The following is a 17,409-nucleotide window of genomic DNA, read 5'->3' as shown; positions in this document are numbered from 1 at the left end:
GCAAAATAATTCAATTTAGGCGGAATAATCAATTTTCGAAGGCTTCAAAACTTCCATCAGTATAAAAAATAACGATCTTCTTGATTTCCTTTCCAGATCTTTCAGACGGAAAATTGGTAGGTTGTTCCTGCGAAAAATTTTGAGTGGGTTGATAATTTGATAAGGGAGTAGCAGGCTTTTCTTCGATTTTTGGTTTCTCGATTTCATTCTTTGAATCTTCACCTGCCGGAAATTTGCCCTTTCCGTTTAGCAACCAATACAATTCCACTTCTGGAAAATTCTGTACAACCTTCATCACAAAGTCCAGACTTGGTTTGTTTCTACCAGATAAAATATGTGAAATAGAGGAGCGCCCAACTTCAATTTTATCGGCAAAAGCAGCGGCCGAAAGATCATAAAAATCGAGGATCTTATTCAGTCGCGAGGCGAACTTTTCAGTGTTTACCATTGTAACATAATTAGGATGTGAATTGCATTTACAAATGTAAATAATATTTACAAGAATACACTGTTACATCTGTAAACAATTAACAACAATGCAAATAAACACTTCAATTAAAACAACCTAAATAACTAAAAATAAATTATTTAGGTATGTCAAATAAAATGATAGGATTATTTCCAAAGTAGACTGTTGCTGGCCTGGTATCAGTGTTTACAATTGTTTACAACAAATGTAATTTTAGGTGTTTACAATTGTAAAATATACATTGTTTAGTTTTGTAAACATGAAAAATGAAGAGCTTAAAGATCTGTTTCAGGAAGACTTTTATTCTCAAATAAAATTTGAAGAAGTTACAGGTCGATACATTACAAATGACGACCTGAATTTGGTTTTAGAAAAACTGGCTGATAAATATCCTGTGGAAGAAATTGGAAGATCGGTTGAAGAAAGATCAATTAACATGATCACCTTAGGAGGTGGTAAAACTAAAATTTTAGCCTGGTCTCAAATGCACGGAAATGAAGGAACCACCACAAAGGCGGTTTTCGATCTTCTGAATGCTTTTGCTCAAAATGATAGAAATGAGGTTTTCGAAGAGATTTTAAATCTCTGTACCTTTATTATCATACCTATATTAAATCCAGATGGCGCTGCCGCATATACCCGGGTTAATTCTAATGAGGTTGATCTTAATCGCGATATGCAGGACCTTAGTCAGCCCGAGAGTAGGATTTTGATGGAGCAATTTCACCGGTTTAATCCCAATTTTTGTTTAAACCTGCATGATCAGCGTACAATTTTTAGTGCAGGAGAGGTAGCTGAACCGGCAACTTTATCTTTTTTAACTCCTTCTAAAGATAAGGAGCGAAGCATAGATGATTTCAGGAAGCAAAGCATGAGTTTGATCGCCGGTATTGCGGAAGATCTTTCAAATGAGCTGCCTGGCAGAATAGGGAGGTATGATGATGCGTTTAATATTAATTGTGCAGGGGATACATTTCAGCATCTTTCAGTTCCTACAGTACTTTTTGAAGCGGGACATTTCCCGGGTGATTATGAAAGGGAGGTTAGTAGAAAATATGTTTTCAAAGCATTGATTTCCTGTATCTATCAAATTGCGGTAGGTGCTTATGAAATTGCAGACTATGAGTCATATTTTAAGATTCCGGAAAATCAGAAGCTTTTTAATGATGTAATTATTAGAAGGGCGAAGTTTAGAGATGGTATTAAAGATGTGAGTATCCAGTTCAAGGAGATTTTAAAGGGCGGGAAGATAGATTTTGTACCTGTAGTAGAAAAAATCCAGGAGAATATTTCAAAATATCCTCATAGAGAAATAGATGCGGCTGGAGCGGAAATTAAATTGCCTAATGGGGTTGAACTCGACGAAAACGTTGTAGTTAATAAAATTATCTTAAATAACGAGAAAATACAGGTTAAATATCAATATATATCCAATTAATTGACAATAATTCAATGATTTTGTATTAATTTTGAAGTTCATTAAAAAAAAGAACTTTTAAAATGGCCAAGTTTAAATTAGACGAAACAGACCACCAGATTCTTGACATGCTCATCGAGAATACTAGGACACCATTTACAGATATTGCCAAAAAACTTCTTATTTCTGCAGGTACCGTTCATGTGAGAGTTAAGAAAATGGAAGAAGCCGGAATTATCATTGGCTCTTCTTTGACCCTGGATTACAAGAAATTAGGATACGCCTTCATCGCTTACGTAGGTGTTTTTCTAAAAAATACATCTCAAACCAAATTTGTACTTGAGAGAATCAACGAGATCCCATTTGTCACGGTAGCTCACGTTACCACAGGCAAATTCAATGTGTTTTGTAAAATCCGAGCAAAGAACACTCAACATGCTAAAGAAATCATCTTTCAATTAGATGATATCGAAGGTGTTTACCGAACAGAAACTATGATCTCTTTAGAGGAGAGTATAAACGACAAAAAGCGATTGATGCATTCTATTTTTAAAGACATGTAAACAGTCCTAAACTTTTATTAAAGGCCCTTTAGACTGTTTTGTTTAAAGGGTTTTTTTATAAATTTAAAAAAATTGACCACCCTAAAAATTGATTATGCACAGAGAACCCAGATTAGATAGATTCAATGATAACGTGCTTGCGAAGTACCAGGTTTATAATAGTATATTCTTAACCCTTCCATACGACGAGATCAAAAAAACAGGAGCCTTGCTTCCTTTGTTTCAGGAAATATGTGAAGCTGGATTCCAAAACAATGAGAATCCTTCCCAAATTGTAGAGCGTTTTTTTGATAAATATGGCGAAAACCCGACTGAGGAGGAAAAAATAGATCTTCTTTTCAGATTTATTCAATATATAGAAAGACAGGTTGTTCTTTTTGACGCAATAGAAGATGCTTCATTTTCTATAGTTAACAATATGGATGGTCGTGGTACTTTAAGAAGTGTAAAAGAAGAGGCCGAGGCTAAACAAAAGGTGGAGGAGTTAAAGGAGTACCTTAAAAGATTTAAAGTTAGGCCTACGCTTACTGCTCATCCAACACAATTTTATCCTGGAACAGTTCTAGGGATCATTACAGATCTGGATCATGCAATTAGAAAAAATGACCTTGTAAGGATCAAACAATTGCTTGCTCAATTAGGTAAAACTCCATTTTTCAAAAAAGAGAAGCCTACTCCATATGATGAAGCGGTAAATTTAATATGGTATTTTGAGAATGTATTTTATCAGAGTGCCAGTAAGATCCATAATTATATTCAACAAAATATTTTTGATGGTGAAGATGTAGGGAATCAGGTTATAAATCTTGGTTTCTGGCCAGGTGGTGACCGTGATGGGAATCCTTTTGTTACTACAGATATTACTCTTAGGGTAGCGAAAAGATTAAGAAGAACCATACTTCTGAATTATTATCGTGATGTACGTGAATTGAAGAGAAGATTGACTTTTAGAGAAGTACATGAGCTAATGGCTGAGATCGAAAAAGGATTATATGATTCGGCTGTATCAAGATCTGGAAGCATTAAACTTCCACTTGAAGACTTGAAGCGCAAATTCAATCAGATCAAGAATATACTTGAAGAAAAACATCAGTCATTGTTTATTGATGAAGTAAACGATATGATCAATAAGGTTAATCTTTTTGGTTATCATTTTGCAACGCTGGATATCCGTCAGGATTCAAGTATTCACCAGGAAGTTCTGGATGAAATCAGCAAAATGAAACCCGAATTGATTCCTTCCAATTTCAATGAGCTAGATGATAAGAAGCAGATCGAGATATTGAGCACGGTAAAAGGAAAACTTGATCCTGAAGAATTTGAGGAAGGTATGGGTAAAGCTACTATTTCCTCAATATATGCCATGCAGGAAATTCAGGAGAAAAGTGGTGAACCAGGTGCTAATAGGTATATCATTAGTAACTGTGGTAGTCCGCAGGGTGTTCTTCAGCCGTTTGCCTTTATCAGAATGACGGGGTGGGAGCATCCAACAGTAGATGTTGTGCCATTATTCGAAACAGTTCCAGATCTTCAGGACGCACATAATGTGATGGAAACTTTATATACCAATCCGGTTTATAAAGAACACCTGGAAAGAAGAGGAAATAAGCAAACAATAATGCTTGGTTTTAGTGACGGTACTAAGGATGGTGGTTATTTAATGGCAAACTGGAGTATTTTTAAAGCAAAAGAGGCTCTTACCAAAATATCAAGGGAATATGGCATTAAAGTAGTTTTCTTTGATGGTAGAGGTGGACCACCGGCTAGAGGTGGAGGTAAAACTCACCAATTTTATGCTTCTTTAGGGCCATCTATAGAGAACGAAGAAATACAGCTGACGGTTCAGGGACAAACCATTAGTTCTAATTTCGGAACAAAAGATTCGTGTGCTTACAATCTTGAGCAATTATTAAGTTCTGGGGTGTCGAACGAGATCTTCAGCAATGGTAAGAATGAATTGAAAGATGAGGACAGAAAGACCATGACCGAACTTGCTGAGATCAGTTATGAGACCTACACGAATTTCAAAAAGCATCCGAGGTTTATTCCGTATCTGGAAAAAATGAGTACTCTTAAATATTATGCTAAGACCAATATTGGAAGTAGGCCTTCTAAACGTAATAAATCTGCAGAGCTGAATCTTTCAGACTTGCGGGCAATTCCTTTTGTAGGTAGCTGGAGCCAGTTAAAACAAAATGTTCCCGGATTCTTTGGAGTTGGAACGGCGATGGAAAAACTTGAGAAAGAAGGGCAGTTTGATAAGGTGAAGCAACTTTATAATAACTCTGAATTTTTCAGGACTCTGCTGGAAAATAGTATGATGAGTCTTACCAAGTCATTCTTTCCTTTAACTGCATATATGAAAAATGATGAGGAGTTTGGTGAATTCTGGCAACTGATACATGAGGAGTTCGAACGTTCTAAAAAGATGTTGCTTAAGGTTACGGGTTATGATAAACTAATGCAAAACCAGCCTGCAGGTAAAGCTTCAATCGAAGCAAGGGAACGTATAGTGTTGCCATTATTAACGATACAGCAACATGCCTTAAGGACCATTCAGCAGTTAAATAAACAGCCATCAGGTACCGAAGAGAAACTTGAGATCTATGAAAAGATTGTGACCAGGTCTTTATACGGTAATATTAATGCAAGTAGAAATTCAGCTTAAATGAAAAAATCACAATTGACCAAAGGAGAATTCGGTGAATTCTATTCCGGATATATCGATAGGTTAGATAGTGACGCAGAACTCCTTCCGTCTCTTCAGGATAACACTGAAGAGATGTTGGAATTCTTCAAAGGTATACCTTCAGACAAATGGAGTCACCGGTACCAGCCTGATAAATGGAGTTTGCTGGATTTGTTGCAGCATATCATTGATACTGAACGAATTTTCCAGTACAGGGCATTATGCTTTGCAAGAAACGAACAAAAAGCCCTGCCTGGATTTGATCAGGATCTTTATGTTTTAAATTCTGGTGCAGAGCATAGAAATTCAGCAGACTTGATTGAAGAATTTAAAGCGGTAAGAACTTCAGGGATTTTTCTATTTAAAAACTTTACTGAGACCATGCTTAAGATTACAGGAAATATGAATGATGTAAATACCTCTCCAAGGGCTATTGGGTTTATTATGGTTGGCCATGCGAAACACCATAAGGACGTTATTAGCAACAGGTATCTTTAATGTGGAAAGGCATTAAAATATTCCTGAAACTTTTAAAAAAATCCTATTTAAGCTGGGAAAAGAATGGAGCTTATGCAAAAAGTGCAACCATTGCATATTATGCTTTGTTTTCGCTACCATCTTTGCTCATCATCGTTGTTAGTATTGCTGGTTATTTTTTTGGAAGGGAGGCTGTACAAGGGCGCCTTACCGGGGAAATATCAGAATTCATAGGTGAAGATACGGCGAATGCCGTGGAGTCTATGATAGAGAATGCGGCTCTCAGCCAGGATTCTACACTAGCTCTGATCTTTGGATTAGCTATGCTGATATTCGGGGCAACCGGGGTGTTTTTTCAGCTTAAAATTGCGATGAACAATATATGGAATGTTGCTGCTAAAAAGACCAACTTCCTTAGATTAGTCCTCGACCGGGTGATTTCACTGGGGATGGTATTTGTTCTTGGGTTGTTACTACTTATCGCCATGGTAATTTCTGCCTTATTGAAAATGCTGGCTGGGCAGGTGGAGAATTTCTTCCCCGATATTACCGAATTGATGATCACTTTTGCTAATTATGGCCTTTCATTTATAATAATCACCACTCTTTTTGCGGCTATTTTCAAACTTCTTCCAGATATTAAGATCAGGATAAAGACCACTTACGTAGGTGCTGCCTTAACCGCAGTTTTGTTTCTGTTAGGAGAATCTGCAATTAGTTTTTACTTTGGGCAAAGCTCTCCAGGTTCTGTATATGGTGGGGCTTCATCTGTAGTATTAATATTGCTGTGGGTCTATTTTACCTGTTTGATATTATTCTTTGGTGCCGAATTCACCGTTCAATACGCCTTGCTGAAAAAAGAAAAAGTAGTTCCTAATAGATTTGGGGAGCCGGCAATTTACCAGGAGATGGAAAAACTGGAACAGCGCAAAATGGAGATCAAGGATGAAAAGCATATTCTGGATAGGTTGAAGTCTCATTTGGATATCGATGAGAAAGAGGATTCAGAAAATGACAAACCCCAGTCTTAATAAAGGTTTAACTTAAGTGCCGCTAGTTTTAGTAGGGTCTTAATATACTTTCCCGTAGTTGCTCCCTATCTTTGAATGAACCAAAAATTAAAATTTTATTATGGAAAAGAGAATTGCAATTTTGGCCACAGATGGATTTGAAGAAAGTGAGTTGGCCTCTCCAAAAGAAGCAATGGAGAAAGAAGGATTTAAAGTTGATATTGTAAGCCTTAAAAAAGGAAAGATCAAATCCTGGGATAAGGATAATTGGGGAAAAGAATATGACGTAGATTACAGCCTCGATGAAGTTTCAGCCAAAGATTATAATGCGCTGGTATTACCTGGAGGAGTTATAAATCCAGATAATTTAAGACGGGAAGAATCTGCACTTATTTTCGTTAGAGACTTCTTTAAGCAAAGTAAACCGGTAGGCGCTATTTGCCATGCACCATGGACGCTCATTAGTGCTGAAGTAGTGAAAGGTAGAACAATGACCTCTTTCAATTCTATTAGGAAAGATGTCGAAAATGCCGGAGCGCTTTGGGTAGATGAAGAAGTAGTTGTGGATGAAGCATTTGTTACCAGTAGAAATCCAGATGATCTTCCAGCTTTTAATGCAAAAGTAATTGAAGAGATCAAGGAAGGTAAACATGATCTGCAACATGCCTAAGATTTTATAAAAATTGCTAGAAAGAAAAAAGGAGCGTTTTTTACGCTCCTTTTTTTATATCTAATTATTTATCGGAATCTTCATCAAGATCTTCATCGTCTTTTTCAGGGATGTCCACTATTGGGTCATTATAATCTGAATCATCATAATCATCCTCATCAAAATTGGCCATAGTGCTTTCCAGGCGGGTGCTCACTTTTACCAGATAGATAGTGTCATCTGTACGTACTTCGATCGCATCTACAGTTTCATTTTTGGCATTCTTGAATGAGATCACCTGGTCATCATCATAGCCATCAGGATACTTGTCCACTAACATGCTTAATATTTCGGGAGTAAGCTTTTTATAATCTACGATTATCCTTTTCATAGTGTAATTGGTTTATGCAAGTATAAATAAAAAATCAAATTACAAGCAAAACATAATAACGAAATATTTAAAAATTTAAACAATTAAAAATCAATTGGTTAAATAATATTCAAAGGCCTTGTCTATAACATCGTTGGGTACGATAATGTCAATTAATGGTTCTCCGATATCTTTTAGAAGCACGAAGTTAATATTACCTCTTTCGTTCTTTTTATCGAATTTCATCAGGTCTTTTATCCGGGAGATATCTTCATTAGAAAATTCCTCTTTACCATACATTTTTTTTATGACCTCGTTTATTTGCTGAAGTTTGGCTTCAGGGAAATCCTCAAGTTTATGAGAAATATAGCTCTCCAGGATCATTCCTGCAGCAATGGCCTCTCCATGAAGAAGTTTGTTCTTTTCAGGATGGGTAAGGCAATAAGATTCAATTGCGTGTCCCAGGGTATGACCATAATTAAGTGTTTTGCGTATGTTCTTTTCAAACGGGTCTTTTTTAACGATCTCGGCTTTGATATCTACTGAATCTTTAATGATTTCATCGAGGTCTGAAAGGTCCAGTTCGGCCAGGTTGGTCACTTTATTCCAGTAATTTTCATTAGCGATCAATCCATGTTTAAGAATTTCGGCAAGGCCACTTCTCATTTCCTGCGGTGAAAGTGTTTCCAGGTAGTCCGAATCTATCAGAACCATTTCCGGTTGAATTATAACCCCAATCTGATTTTTTAAATTACCTAGATCAACCCCGGTCTTACCACCAACTGAAGCATCCACCATAGATAAAAGGGTAGTGGGTACATTAATAAACTGGATGCCTCTTTTAAAAGTTGAGGCTACAAATCCGCCAAGATCGGTCACTACGCCACCCCCAAGATTTATCACCAGGCTTTTTCGGTCTGCTTCCAGCTCAGATAAGGCATTCCACACTCCTTCACAGGTTTGAAGATTTTTAAATTCCTCACCAGCTTCGATCTCGATCACTTCAGTGATGATATCTGTTCCAATTTTCTGAAGAAACCTGGAAAGACAAAAAGAATGGGTGTTGCTATCTACCAGAATGAAAATTTTTGAAGGCTTTTCAGAATTTATAAAAGCATTCAGTTTTTCATATCCATTTTCAGCATAAAGCACAGGATTTAAAGATGCCGTTAAATCGTTCATTTCATTAAGATTTGTGCGGGGGAAATTAAATAGAATTATTGAATTTTATCAACTTCAATAATTATATTTGCTCGATTAATAGCGCGAAATGATAAATAAGAAAATATTCAATAACACTAAATCAGCTTTTAAGCTTAAGTCTAATACTGAATTGGATAGAGCGATATTTTTATTCAGTATGATGAATTATTCATCTTTGGTTAAGGCCGGGACAGCACTAACTAAATTATCTTTAAAATTACATTTACCTGTAGAGACACTTATCAAAAAGACAATTTTTGAACAGTTCTGTGGAGGAGTTACTGAAGAAGATTGTAAACCGGTGACTAAAGAAATGTATGATGAGAACCTTCATAGTATTTTGGATTATTCAGTAGAGGGAAAAGAGACCGAGGAAGAGTTTGATTCTGCCATGGAAAAAAAGCTGAGTCTTATTGAATATGCTAAAAAGAGTGATGAAGTAACTTTCGCGATGTTCAAGCCAACGGGGATTGGTAGATTTGAGATCTGGGAAAAGGTGAGTGAGAAGATAAATCTTACAGATGAAGAGAAAGAAGAGTGGGAGAGAGTAAAGAAAAGAGTAGATACTCTTTGTAATCGCGCTAATGAACTTGGAGTGAGACTTTATGCCGATGGTGAGGAAACTTGGATGCAGACGGCCGCAGATGATCTCATGGAAGAAATGATGAGGAAATATAATAAGGAGGAAGTCCTTATTTTTAATACACTGCAGTGTTACCGATGGGACAGGCTGGATTATTTAAAAAGCCTGCATGAAAAAGGAAAACAGGAAGGCTTTAAGGTAGGAGCCAAAATTGTGCGTGGCGCCTATATGGAAAAAGAAAATGCTCGTGCAAAGAAGCTAGGATATCCTTCTCCAATTTGTGAAAGTAAGGAGGCCACTGATGTTAACTTCAATAGTGTGATGTCGTATTGCCTTAATCATTTAGAAGATATTTCTGTCTTTATAGGGACACATAACGAGGTAAGCAGCTATTTGGCGCTTCAGATCATGGAAGATAAAGGACTTTCCTTAGATGATAAAAGAATATGGTTTAGCCAGTTATACGGTATGAGTGACCATATTAGCTACAACTTAGCGAGGAAGGGATATAACGCGGTAAAACTGGTTCCATTTGGCCCGGTTCGAGATGTTGTTCCATATTTGTTAAGAAGAGCCCAGGAAAATACTTCTGTAAAAGGTCAAACCGGTAGGGAACTTGGTTTGTTACGCGAGGAAAAGAAAAGGCGTAAAGGTGATAAATCTACGAAACATCACCGCGAATAATTAACACATGCGGCGGATAGCAAAAGTTATCTTTTATAAGATCCTCGGCTGGAAGCTCGAGAGTAATTTTGATCCGGCGATAAAGAAGTGCGTCTTTATAGTTGCACCGCATACGAGTTCATATGATTTTCTTATCGGAATCCTGGTGCGTAAGGTCATGGATATCCAGATAAACTTTGTGGGTAAAAAAGAACTTTTTAAACCTCCCTTTGGTTGGTATTTTAAAATGGTAGGAGGTTCGCCGATTGACCGTAGCGGAAATAAGAACAAAGTGGACGCCATTGCACAGATCTTTAAAGAAAAGGACATCTTTAGATTAGCGATGTCTCCTGAAGGGACCAGGCAAAAAACCGATAAATGGAGAACAGGTTTCTATTATATCGCTTTAAAGGCTGAAGTCCCAATTATAAGGGTGGCCTTTGACTATGGTACTAAAAAAGTAAAAATCTCCGATGCCTATTGGCCAACCGGAGATTTTGAAAAAGATTATACTGAGATTTTCAGTTTTTATGATGGTGTTCAGGGGAAGATCCCTGAGAACTTTTAATTAATCTTCAGCTTCCTCAGAGGCTTCCATAGTATGATAAACGTTTTGTACGTCATCATCTTCTTCTAACTTTTCAAGTAACTTTTCTACATCTGCAGTTTGTTCCTCATTCAGGGATTTAGTTACCTGCGGAATTCTTTCGAAACCAGAAGAAAGGATCTCTATTTCGCGATTTTCAAGTTCTTTCTGGATCGCTCCAAAATATTCAAAAGGCGCATAAATATGTATTCCATCTTCGTCCTCAAAAACTTCTTCGGCTCCAAAATCTATTAATTCCAGTTCCAGTTCTTCCGGGTCAAGCCCTTCAGAATTGATCCTGAAATTACAGGTATGATCGAACATGAATTCAACAGATCCAGAAGTTCCGAGGTTACCATCGCATTTGTTGAAATGTGAACGGATATTCGCTACGGTACGATTATTATTATCTGTCGCTGTCTCTACCAATACCGCAATTCCATGAGGTGCATAGCCTTCAAAAAGCACGATCTTATAATCTCCCTGGGATTTATCTGAAGCGCGTTTAATGGCGCGTTCAACATTATCCTTTGGCATGTTCACGCTTTTCGCATTTTGAATTACGGCACGCAGCTTGGCGTTAGTATCGGGATCTGGTCCACCTTCTTTAACTGCCATTACTATATCCTTCCCAATTCTGGTAAAGGCTTTGGACATTGCAGACCAACGTTTCATTTTACGTGCTTTTCGAAATTCGAATGCTCTTCCCATTGTTCAATAAAATTAGATTCGGGCAAAAATATAAAAAAAGCTCCTAATTCACATTGTAAAATCAGGAGCTGATGTTTTTATAAAAATAATTAAGATCAGCCTGTGGCTTCAATAATATCTTCGATAGTGCGGGCAAGTTTGAAATCCTTTTCGGTTACCCCATCTGCATCGTGACTGGATAGGGATATCTCTAATTGATTATAGACATTTCCCCAGTTAGGGTGATGTTGTTGAGCTTCAGCTTCAAAAGCTATCCTGGTCATTACAGTGAAGGCTTCCTTAAAATTTTCAAACTGGAAGGAGGTATGAATAGCTCCTTTGGCATAAGTCCAGCCATCAAAGTCATTTAATTTATCATGAATTTCGTCTTCGCTTAATTTTTTCATTGCTTAAATCTTTTGGTTTCTCTTAAAGTTAGAAATTAAGCAGTGAAATGGAAGGCAAATTGACTCCTTTATTATAAGATTAACAGCTATAGTTTCGTAGAAGCCTCTACAACCTGGCTTATTGTTATCTGTAGGTTCCTGGGTAGTTTGTTATCTTTTGGTAAAACCGCCAGAAAACGATCATAGTTGGAATCATAGACATTCTTGAAAAGCGGATTCTCATAACCGAGACCTTCGCAAATGTCGCTTATAAAATCTCTTTGATGAACCAGGTCTGTACTTCCAAGATGAAAAACTCCCTGTTTATTCCTGTTGATGATATAGTGAAATTGCTGGGTCACCTTCAGGATCTCAGTTGCATTTATCACAACATTAGGGAATACTTCAAGCGGTTCACCCAGATCGATGATCGTTTTTATCTGTTTGATCCTGGGCGAAGCTTTTCCAAAAACCATCGGCAGCCTAACAATATTATAATTATGGTTAGGTAATCTTAGCAGTGCATTTTCTATTTTGATCTTGAACCTGCCATAAATACTCTGGCTTAAGGTTTTATCGTATTCGTATGATGGGAAATTTGTAAAGGCATCAAAAACATTCGCAGAGCTTATAAAAATAAGTTTCGAATTGTACTTTAATATGTGGTTGATAATAGAAAAATGCGTGACAACCTGCGCATCAAAATCACCTCTTAAGGCAGAAATGATCACATTAGGTTTCAAATTTTCAAGAAGGATCTCGATATTTTCAGTTTCCATGTCAAAATGGTGAAACTGATGGTTGCTCTCAAAAAAATCATTCTCTGTATGATAAGTACCGTGAGTATCAAAATAGGAGCATAGCTCTTTATATAAGGCGTTGCCTATAAATCCGCTAGCTCCTAAAATGAGTATTCGTTTCAAATAAATTATCCTTTATAAAAGGGCAATTTTACCTGAGTTGCAGAAACCGCTTTTTTACGTATTTGAATAGAAACCTTATTTCCCACGCCTGCAATATCAGATGGTACATATCCCAAACCTATTCCTTTTTCAAGGGAAGGGGACATGGTGCCCGAAGTTACTTCTCCAATTTTCTTACCATTCTCGTCTACGATATCATAACCCTGACGAGGAATTCCTCTTTCATCCAGTTCAAAAGCAACTAATTTTCGCTTAGGCCCGTCTTCCTTCTGTTTTTTAAGCTCTTCACTATTTATAAAATCCTTATTGAATTTGGTGATCCAGCCAAGGCCAGCCTCTATAGGTGAAGTAGTATCATCTATATCATTACCGTAAAGGCAATATCCCATTTCCAGTCGCAAAGTGTCTCTTGCCGCAAGACCAATAGGTTTAATTCCAAAATCTTTTCCGGCCTTCATCACTTCATCCCATATCTGCTCGGCATCCTCATTTTTGAAATAGATCTCGAAACCTCCACTTCCGGTATACCCTGTTGCCGAAACGATCACTTTTTCTACACCTGCGAAAGTTCCTACTTCAAAAGTATAGAACTTCATATTCGCAAGATCTATATCTGTGAGCGATTGCATTGCTTCAGCAGCTTTTGGTCCTTGTATTGCCAATAGAGACATATCGTCACTCAAGTCACGCATGGTAGCATCCATGGTGTTGTGATGTGCGATCCAGTTCCAGTCTTTTTCTATGTTAGAAGCATTTACAACTAACAAATATTTTTCAGCATCTATTCGGTAAATGATAAGATCGTCCACAATTCCACCTTCATTATTTGGCATACAGGAATACTGTGCTTTCCCATCTACCAATTTGGATGCGTCATTGGAGCTTATTCTCTGGATCAGGTCTAATGCATGTTCCCCGGAAATTAGAAATTCACCCATGTGAGAAACGTCAAATACTCCTAGATCCTTCCTTACTGTTTCGTGTTCAATATTCACGCCTTCGTAGGATACGGGCATGTTGAAACCGGCGAATGGAACCATTTTGGCGTTTAATTCTTTGTGCTTTTCAGACAGGGCTATTTCTTTCATTATTTTCAAAAATTTGCGCAAATTTATTCAATTCAGGAAGAATACAATATTTATTTGGCCTTTTTATGGATTTATATTTAATATGTATTCTTAAGTTTATAGGAGATAAGTTCAAGAATTAGATATTTATGAAAATACTTACTGCAGAGCAGCTTTCCGAAGCCGACAAAATTACCATCAAGAAACAGGATATAACTTCTGAAGAATTAATGGAGCGGGCAGCTACCCTGGTTTTTAATGAAATTCATAACCGACTAAATGGTGCTCCCATCCCAATTAAGATCTTTTGTGGGATTGGAAATAATGGAGGGGATGGATTGGTGATCGCAAGACATTTGATTCAGCATGGTTATCATGTGACGGTCTATGTAGTTAATTATAGCGATAAAAGGTCTGATGACTTTCTGGCGAATTATGAGAAACTCAAAAATATTACTAATGACTGGCCACAATTAATTAAAAGCGAAGAGAATTTTCCGGATATCAATACCGGAGATTTTGTTATAGATGCCATGTTTGGGATCGGGCTCAACCGGCCAATAGAAGGCTGGGTCGCTAAACTGGTTAAATCAATAAATGATTCAAAGGCATTTACATTGGCTATAGATATGCCTAGTGGATTATTTTCAGACAAAGTACCCGGTAAAGACGCAGCGGTGATCGAAGCCGATTTCACCCTTAGTTTCCAGGCGCCAAAACTCGTTTTCTTTTTACCTGAAACCATGGATTATGTTGGTGATCTGCAAATACTGGATATTGGATTAGACCGGGAACATCTTGGTCAAATTAGTTCTATGAATCATTTGATTGGAAAAATTGAAGCTGCCAGTATTTACAAACCAAGAAAAATCAATTCTCATAAAGGGGATTATGGTCACGCCCTTATAGTTGGTGGCAGCTACGGAAAAATTGGTAGTGTTTTGCTTACAGCGACTGCGGCTCTAAAAACTGGCACTGGCTTATGTAGTCTGTATATTCCAAAATGCGGATATAATATAGTTCAAACCGGTTTGCCTGAAGCAATGGTATTAACAGACAGGGATAATGAGCAGTTGAGTAGTTATCCTGAAAATTTTGAAGCAGATGTTGTTTGTTTTGGAATGGGAGCTGGTACTTCCCAAAAAGCGGTAGAAGCTTTAAAAGACATGTTGCATACTGTAAAGTCTCCAGTTGTAATTGATGCAGACGGTCTTAATATATTATCAAAAAATAGGAAGCTTTTGGATTTCTTACCTAAAAACTCTGTTCTTACGCCACATCCTGGGGAATTAAAAAGGTTAATAGGGGACTGGAGTGATGATTTTGAAAAGCTGGATAAGGCTAAAGATTTTAGCAAGCGCTATAATGTTGTACTCGTAGTGAAAGGGGCGCACACTTTTACTATCAAAAATGAAGAAGTCTATGTAAATAATTCCGGGAATCCTGGAATGGCTACTGCGGGAAGTGGGGATGTATTATCTGGTGTGATAACATCTTTAATAGGTCAATCTTATGAACCGTTATCGGCTGCAATACTGGGAGTTTTTCTTCATGGGCTTTCGGGTGATATCGCCGCATCTGAATTGGGATATGAAAGTCTGCTGGCAGGTGATATAGCTAATAATATAGGTATAGCCGTAAAGAATCTATTTAGAAATGAGATGAAAGATTCGGAAGGAAATTAAGAATTGTTGAAATTATTATTATTTGTGATCCCTTTTATTTGGAATCTTATTCCTGAAATAAGATTTTTGCAATCCATAAACCTATTTTAGAAAATGCAAAATCATCACTATATAAGCTCCGCAGTTTTAGATCTTGAAGTAATTCATGACATTTTAAAAAATGATAGAAAACTTGCTCTAAGTGATGAATCCCGATTGAATATTATTAAATCCCGGGAATATCTGAATAACAAAATTAAGGAAAGTGACAGACCGGTTTATGGTATAAATACAGGTTTTGGGGCACTGTGTAATGTTAAGATCACTTCAGAGAAACTTACTGAATTACAGGAAAACCTGGTAAGATCACATGCCTGTGGAACGGGAGATAAGGTTTCAAAGACTGTAATAAAACTCATGCTTCTTTTGAAGATACAATCCCTGAGTTATGGAAATTCAGGAGTTGCGTTGGAAACAGTGGAGCGCCTTATAGAATTTTATAATAATAACATACTACCCGTTATCTATGAACAGGGGTCATTAGGAGCTTCCGGTGATCTTGCGCCTTTGGCACATCTTGCTTTACCATTGATTGGTGATGGAGAAGTTTATTTTGAAGGTAATGTAATATCTGGTGGGGAATTACTGGAAAAGATGAATTGGGAGCCGGTAAAACTTCAGAGTAAAGAAGGATTGGCTTTGCTAAACGGTACGCAGTTTATGAGTGCTCAGGGAGTGTATGCTCTGTTAAAAGCATATAAACTCTCTTACATGGCAGATCTTATCGGAGCAATTTCTTTAGATGCTTTTGATTGTAATTTATCTCCGTTTGATGAACTGGTTCATTTAGTAAGGCCGCACAGGGGACAGGTTAAAACAGCTGAAAGAGTAAGGAGTTTTCTGGAAGGAAGCGCTATAGCAGAATCTGAAAAGGACAATGTGCAGGATCCGTATTCTTTTAGATGTATTCCGCAGGTTCATGGAGCGTCGAAGGATACCTTATCTTTTGTTCGAAAAACGATAAAAACCGAGATCAATTCGGTGACTGATAATCCTAATATTTTTATTGAAGCAGATAAGATCATTTCGGGAGGAAACTTCCATGGTCAGCCTCTTGCATTAGGTTTAGATTACCTGGCGATCGCACTTTCTGAACTTGCCAACATTTCTGAAAGAAGGATATACCAACTGGTTTCAGGTTTACGCGGACTTCCTAATTTCCTGGTTGAGAACCCAGGCCTGAACAGTGGATTCATGATCCCTCAATATACCGCAGCAAGTATCGTAAGTCAGAATAAACAATTATCTACTCCAGCATCTGTAGATTCTATTGTATCCTCCAATGGACAGGAAGATCATGTGAGTATGGGAGCCAATAGTGCTACCAAACTGCTTAAGGTGGTGGAGAATTTAAATTCGGTGCTTGCTATAGAACTTTTTAATGCTTCACAGGCGATGCATTTTAGAGAGCCTGCCAAAACTTCAGAAACGCTTAGTAATGTAATTGAAAGTTTCAGAAAAGAGGTTCCTGTATTAACCGAGGATAGAACCATGGCGCCTTACATTAAAAAAGCCAAAGAATTTATCGATAATATGGAAATAGAAGATTTTCTTGATTAGATCCTGGTTTTTATCCAGGTTACCGCTTCTTCCAAAGTTTGAAATACTTCAAAACAGCTATTGTCTTTATAGAATTTCTTTTCAACTTCTTCAGCGTTTCGGCGTGTCATTTCATTTTCGCTCACTACGGCAATGGCTCGAAGATTCGTGGCGTTCGCAGATTCAAAATAGACCATAGGATCTACGGCGTAAGAATTAACACGATGTGAGATATATCCGTAATTTTTTCCATTAAAGATTTCTGCGCCGAGATCTAATAACTTTTGATTGGAATCCACATCAAAAAGAACACCTTCATTAAGTTTAGCGATCAGGATATTCTCATGGATATACGCTGTCCCAAAATCAAGTTTTATCTCGTTCTTTAACATTTGTTGTAG

18 protein-coding genes are annotated in these 17,409 nt (G+C 37.3%); 10 read left to right on the top strand and 8 right to left on the bottom strand.

Going from position 1 to position 17,409, the window contains the following annotated elements:
• Positions 1–28: 28 nt before the first annotated feature.
• Positions 29–448, bottom strand: coding sequence for a helix-turn-helix transcriptional regulator (locus G3I01_RS13980; protein WP_219548846.1), 420 nt, complete (start codon positions 446–448; stop codon positions 29–31).
• Between the two features lie 280 nt (positions 449–728).
• Between G3I01_RS13980 and G3I01_RS13975 the strand changes: the two genes are divergently transcribed.
• The 6 genes from G3I01_RS13975 to G3I01_RS13950 all read left to right on the top strand — a co-directional run bounded on the left by G3I01_RS13975 (position 729) and on the right by G3I01_RS13950 (position 7,295).
• The gene (locus tag G3I01_RS13975) at positions 729–1,907 is read left to right on the top strand and encodes a DUF2817 domain-containing protein (RefSeq protein WP_219548844.1); all 1,179 of its coding nucleotides are present in this window, start codon (positions 729–731) and stop codon (positions 1,905–1,907) included.
• A 62-nt stretch (positions 1,908–1,969) separates the two neighbouring features.
• Entirely contained in the window at positions 1,970–2,449 is a 480-nt protein-coding gene (locus G3I01_RS13970; protein ID WP_026934463.1) for a winged helix-turn-helix transcriptional regulator, read from the top strand.
• A 94-nt stretch (positions 2,450–2,543) separates the two neighbouring features.
• Positions 2,544–5,117: a phosphoenolpyruvate carboxylase gene (locus G3I01_RS13965; RefSeq protein ID WP_219548842.1), complete on the top strand. Its 2,574-nt coding sequence runs from the start codon at positions 2,544–2,546 to the stop codon at positions 5,115–5,117.
• Complete coding sequence (locus tag G3I01_RS13960; protein WP_219548840.1) at positions 5,118–5,636, top strand: DinB family protein; 519 nt, start codon at positions 5,118–5,120, stop codon at positions 5,634–5,636.
• Positions 5,636–6,646 carry a YihY/virulence factor BrkB family protein gene (locus G3I01_RS13955; protein ID WP_219548838.1) on the top strand — a complete coding sequence of 337 codons (1,011 nt, stop codon included), beginning with the start codon at positions 5,636–5,638 and terminating at the stop codon, positions 6,644–6,646. The genes G3I01_RS13960 and G3I01_RS13955 overlap by 1 nt, the downstream gene beginning before the upstream one ends.
• A 100-nt stretch (positions 6,647–6,746) precedes the next feature.
• Positions 6,747–7,295 carry a type 1 glutamine amidotransferase domain-containing protein gene (locus G3I01_RS13950; RefSeq protein ID WP_219548836.1) on the top strand — a complete coding sequence of 183 codons (549 nt, stop codon included), beginning with the start codon at positions 6,747–6,749 and terminating at the stop codon, positions 7,293–7,295.
• Positions 7,296–7,359: 64 nt separating this feature from the next.
• Here G3I01_RS13950 and G3I01_RS13945 read toward each other — a convergent pair whose 3' ends face one another.
• Together G3I01_RS13945 and aroB are read right to left on the bottom strand one after the other, a co-directional pair.
• The gene (locus G3I01_RS13945; protein WP_219548834.1) at positions 7,360–7,665 is read right to left on the bottom strand and encodes a hypothetical protein; all 306 of its coding nucleotides are present in this window, start codon (positions 7,663–7,665) and stop codon (positions 7,360–7,362) included.
• 90 nt (positions 7,666–7,755) lie between these two features.
• Positions 7,756–8,826 carry a 3-dehydroquinate synthase gene (gene aroB, locus G3I01_RS13940; RefSeq protein ID WP_219548832.1) on the bottom strand — a complete coding sequence of 357 codons (1,071 nt, stop codon included), beginning with the start codon at positions 8,824–8,826 and terminating at the stop codon, positions 7,756–7,758.
• Between the two features lie 88 nt (positions 8,827–8,914).
• On the opposite strand from aroB, the gene G3I01_RS13935 reads away from it, so the two are divergent.
• Positions 8,915–10,114 (top strand): proline dehydrogenase family protein, encoded by a 1,200-nt coding sequence (locus G3I01_RS13935; protein WP_219548830.1) that lies wholly within the window; start codon positions 8,915–8,917, stop codon positions 10,112–10,114.
• Positions 10,115–10,121: 7 nt separating this feature from the next.
• Positions 10,122–10,661, top strand: coding sequence for a 1-acyl-sn-glycerol-3-phosphate acyltransferase (locus G3I01_RS13930; protein ID WP_219548828.1), 540 nt, complete (start codon positions 10,122–10,124; stop codon positions 10,659–10,661).
• Here the strand turns inward: G3I01_RS13930 and G3I01_RS13925 are convergent, their stop codons facing one another.
• From G3I01_RS13925 to gcvT, 4 genes are all read right to left on the bottom strand, one after another.
• A complete protein-coding gene (locus tag G3I01_RS13925) occupies positions 10,662–11,390 on the bottom strand; it encodes a YebC/PmpR family DNA-binding transcriptional regulator (RefSeq protein ID WP_219548826.1) in 729 nt (242 codons plus the stop codon).
• A 95-nt stretch (positions 11,391–11,485) separates the two neighbouring features.
• On the bottom strand, positions 11,486–11,776 hold the full coding sequence (locus tag G3I01_RS13920) for a 4a-hydroxytetrahydrobiopterin dehydratase (protein ID WP_219548824.1): 291 nt from the start codon (positions 11,774–11,776) through the stop codon (positions 11,486–11,488).
• An 86-nt stretch (positions 11,777–11,862) separates the two neighbouring features.
• Positions 11,863–12,678, bottom strand: a complete 816-nt coding sequence (locus tag G3I01_RS13915; RefSeq protein WP_219548822.1) for a sugar nucleotide-binding protein — start codon at positions 12,676–12,678, stop codon at positions 11,863–11,865.
• Between the two features lie 5 nt (positions 12,679–12,683).
• Entirely contained in the window at positions 12,684–13,766 is a 1,083-nt protein-coding gene (gcvT, locus tag G3I01_RS13910) for a glycine cleavage system aminomethyltransferase GcvT (RefSeq protein ID WP_219548820.1), read from the bottom strand.
• Positions 13,767–13,894: 128 nt separating this feature from the next.
• On the opposite strand from gcvT, the gene G3I01_RS13905 reads away from it, so the two are divergent.
• Together G3I01_RS13905 and hutH are read left to right on the top strand one after the other, a co-directional pair.
• Positions 13,895–15,430: an NAD(P)H-hydrate dehydratase gene (locus G3I01_RS13905; RefSeq protein ID WP_219548818.1), complete on the top strand. Its 1,536-nt coding sequence runs from the start codon at positions 13,895–13,897 to the stop codon at positions 15,428–15,430.
• Positions 15,431–15,523: 93 nt separating this feature from the next.
• The gene (gene hutH, locus G3I01_RS13900) at positions 15,524–17,029 is read left to right on the top strand and encodes a histidine ammonia-lyase (RefSeq protein ID WP_219548816.1); all 1,506 of its coding nucleotides are present in this window, start codon (positions 15,524–15,526) and stop codon (positions 17,027–17,029) included.
• On the opposite strand, the gene G3I01_RS13895 is transcribed toward hutH, so the two are convergent.
• Entirely contained in the window at positions 17,026–17,400 is a 375-nt protein-coding gene (locus G3I01_RS13895) for a hypothetical protein (protein WP_219548815.1), read from the bottom strand. The two genes, hutH and G3I01_RS13895, sit on opposite strands and share 4 nt — an antisense overlap.
• Between the last annotated feature and the right edge of the window lie 9 nt (positions 17,401–17,409).

It is taken from the genome of Gramella sp. MT6 (genome assembly GCF_019357415.1).
Classification (GTDB): domain Bacteria; phylum Bacteroidota; class Bacteroidia; order Flavobacteriales; family Flavobacteriaceae; genus Christiangramia.
The sequence above is the reverse complement of the archived record's forward strand: the minus strand, read 5'-3'. Positions and strand labels throughout refer to the sequence as shown.

Excerpts from the sequence above, each read along its gene's own strand:
- gcvT (WP_219548820.1), bottom strand. The coding sequence starts at position 13,766 with ATGAAAGAAATAGCCCTGTCTGAAAAGCACAAAGAATTAAACGCCAAA.
- G3I01_RS13980 (WP_219548846.1), bottom strand. The coding sequence starts at position 448 with ATGGTAAACACTGAAAAGTTCGCCTCGCGACTGAATAAGATCCTCGAT.
- hutH (WP_219548816.1), top strand. The coding sequence starts at position 15,524 with ATGCAAAATCATCACTATATAAGCTCCGCAGTTTTAGATCTTGAAGTA.
- G3I01_RS13970 (WP_026934463.1), top strand. The coding sequence starts at position 1,970 with ATGGCCAAGTTTAAATTAGACGAAACAGACCACCAGATTCTTGACATG.
- G3I01_RS13925 (WP_219548826.1), bottom strand. The coding sequence starts at position 11,390 with ATGGGAAGAGCATTCGAATTTCGAAAAGCACGTAAAATGAAACGTTGG.
- G3I01_RS13955 (WP_219548838.1), top strand. The coding sequence starts at position 5,636 with ATGTGGAAAGGCATTAAAATATTCCTGAAACTTTTAAAAAAATCCTAT.
- G3I01_RS13920 (WP_219548824.1), bottom strand. The coding sequence starts at position 11,776 with ATGAAAAAATTAAGCGAAGACGAAATTCATGATAAATTAAATGACTTT.
- G3I01_RS13945 (WP_219548834.1), bottom strand. The coding sequence starts at position 7,665 with ATGAAAAGGATAATCGTAGATTATAAAAAGCTTACTCCCGAAATATTA.
- G3I01_RS13930 (WP_219548828.1), top strand. The coding sequence starts at position 10,122 with ATGCGGCGGATAGCAAAAGTTATCTTTTATAAGATCCTCGGCTGGAAG.
- G3I01_RS13950 (WP_219548836.1), top strand. The coding sequence starts at position 6,747 with ATGGAAAAGAGAATTGCAATTTTGGCCACAGATGGATTTGAAGAAAGT.
- G3I01_RS13965 (WP_219548842.1), top strand. The coding sequence starts at position 2,544 with ATGCACAGAGAACCCAGATTAGATAGATTCAATGATAACGTGCTTGCG.
- G3I01_RS13905 (WP_219548818.1), top strand. The coding sequence starts at position 13,895 with ATGAAAATACTTACTGCAGAGCAGCTTTCCGAAGCCGACAAAATTACC.
- aroB (WP_219548832.1), bottom strand. The coding sequence starts at position 8,826 with ATGAACGATTTAACGGCATCTTTAAATCCTGTGCTTTATGCTGAAAAT.
- G3I01_RS13935 (WP_219548830.1), top strand. The coding sequence starts at position 8,915 with ATGATAAATAAGAAAATATTCAATAACACTAAATCAGCTTTTAAGCTT.
- G3I01_RS13960 (WP_219548840.1), top strand. The coding sequence starts at position 5,118 with ATGAAAAAATCACAATTGACCAAAGGAGAATTCGGTGAATTCTATTCC.
- G3I01_RS13895 (WP_219548815.1), bottom strand. The coding sequence starts at position 17,400 with ATGTTAAAGAACGAGATAAAACTTGATTTTGGGACAGCGTATATCCAT.
- G3I01_RS13975 (WP_219548844.1), top strand. The coding sequence starts at position 729 with ATGAAAAATGAAGAGCTTAAAGATCTGTTTCAGGAAGACTTTTATTCT.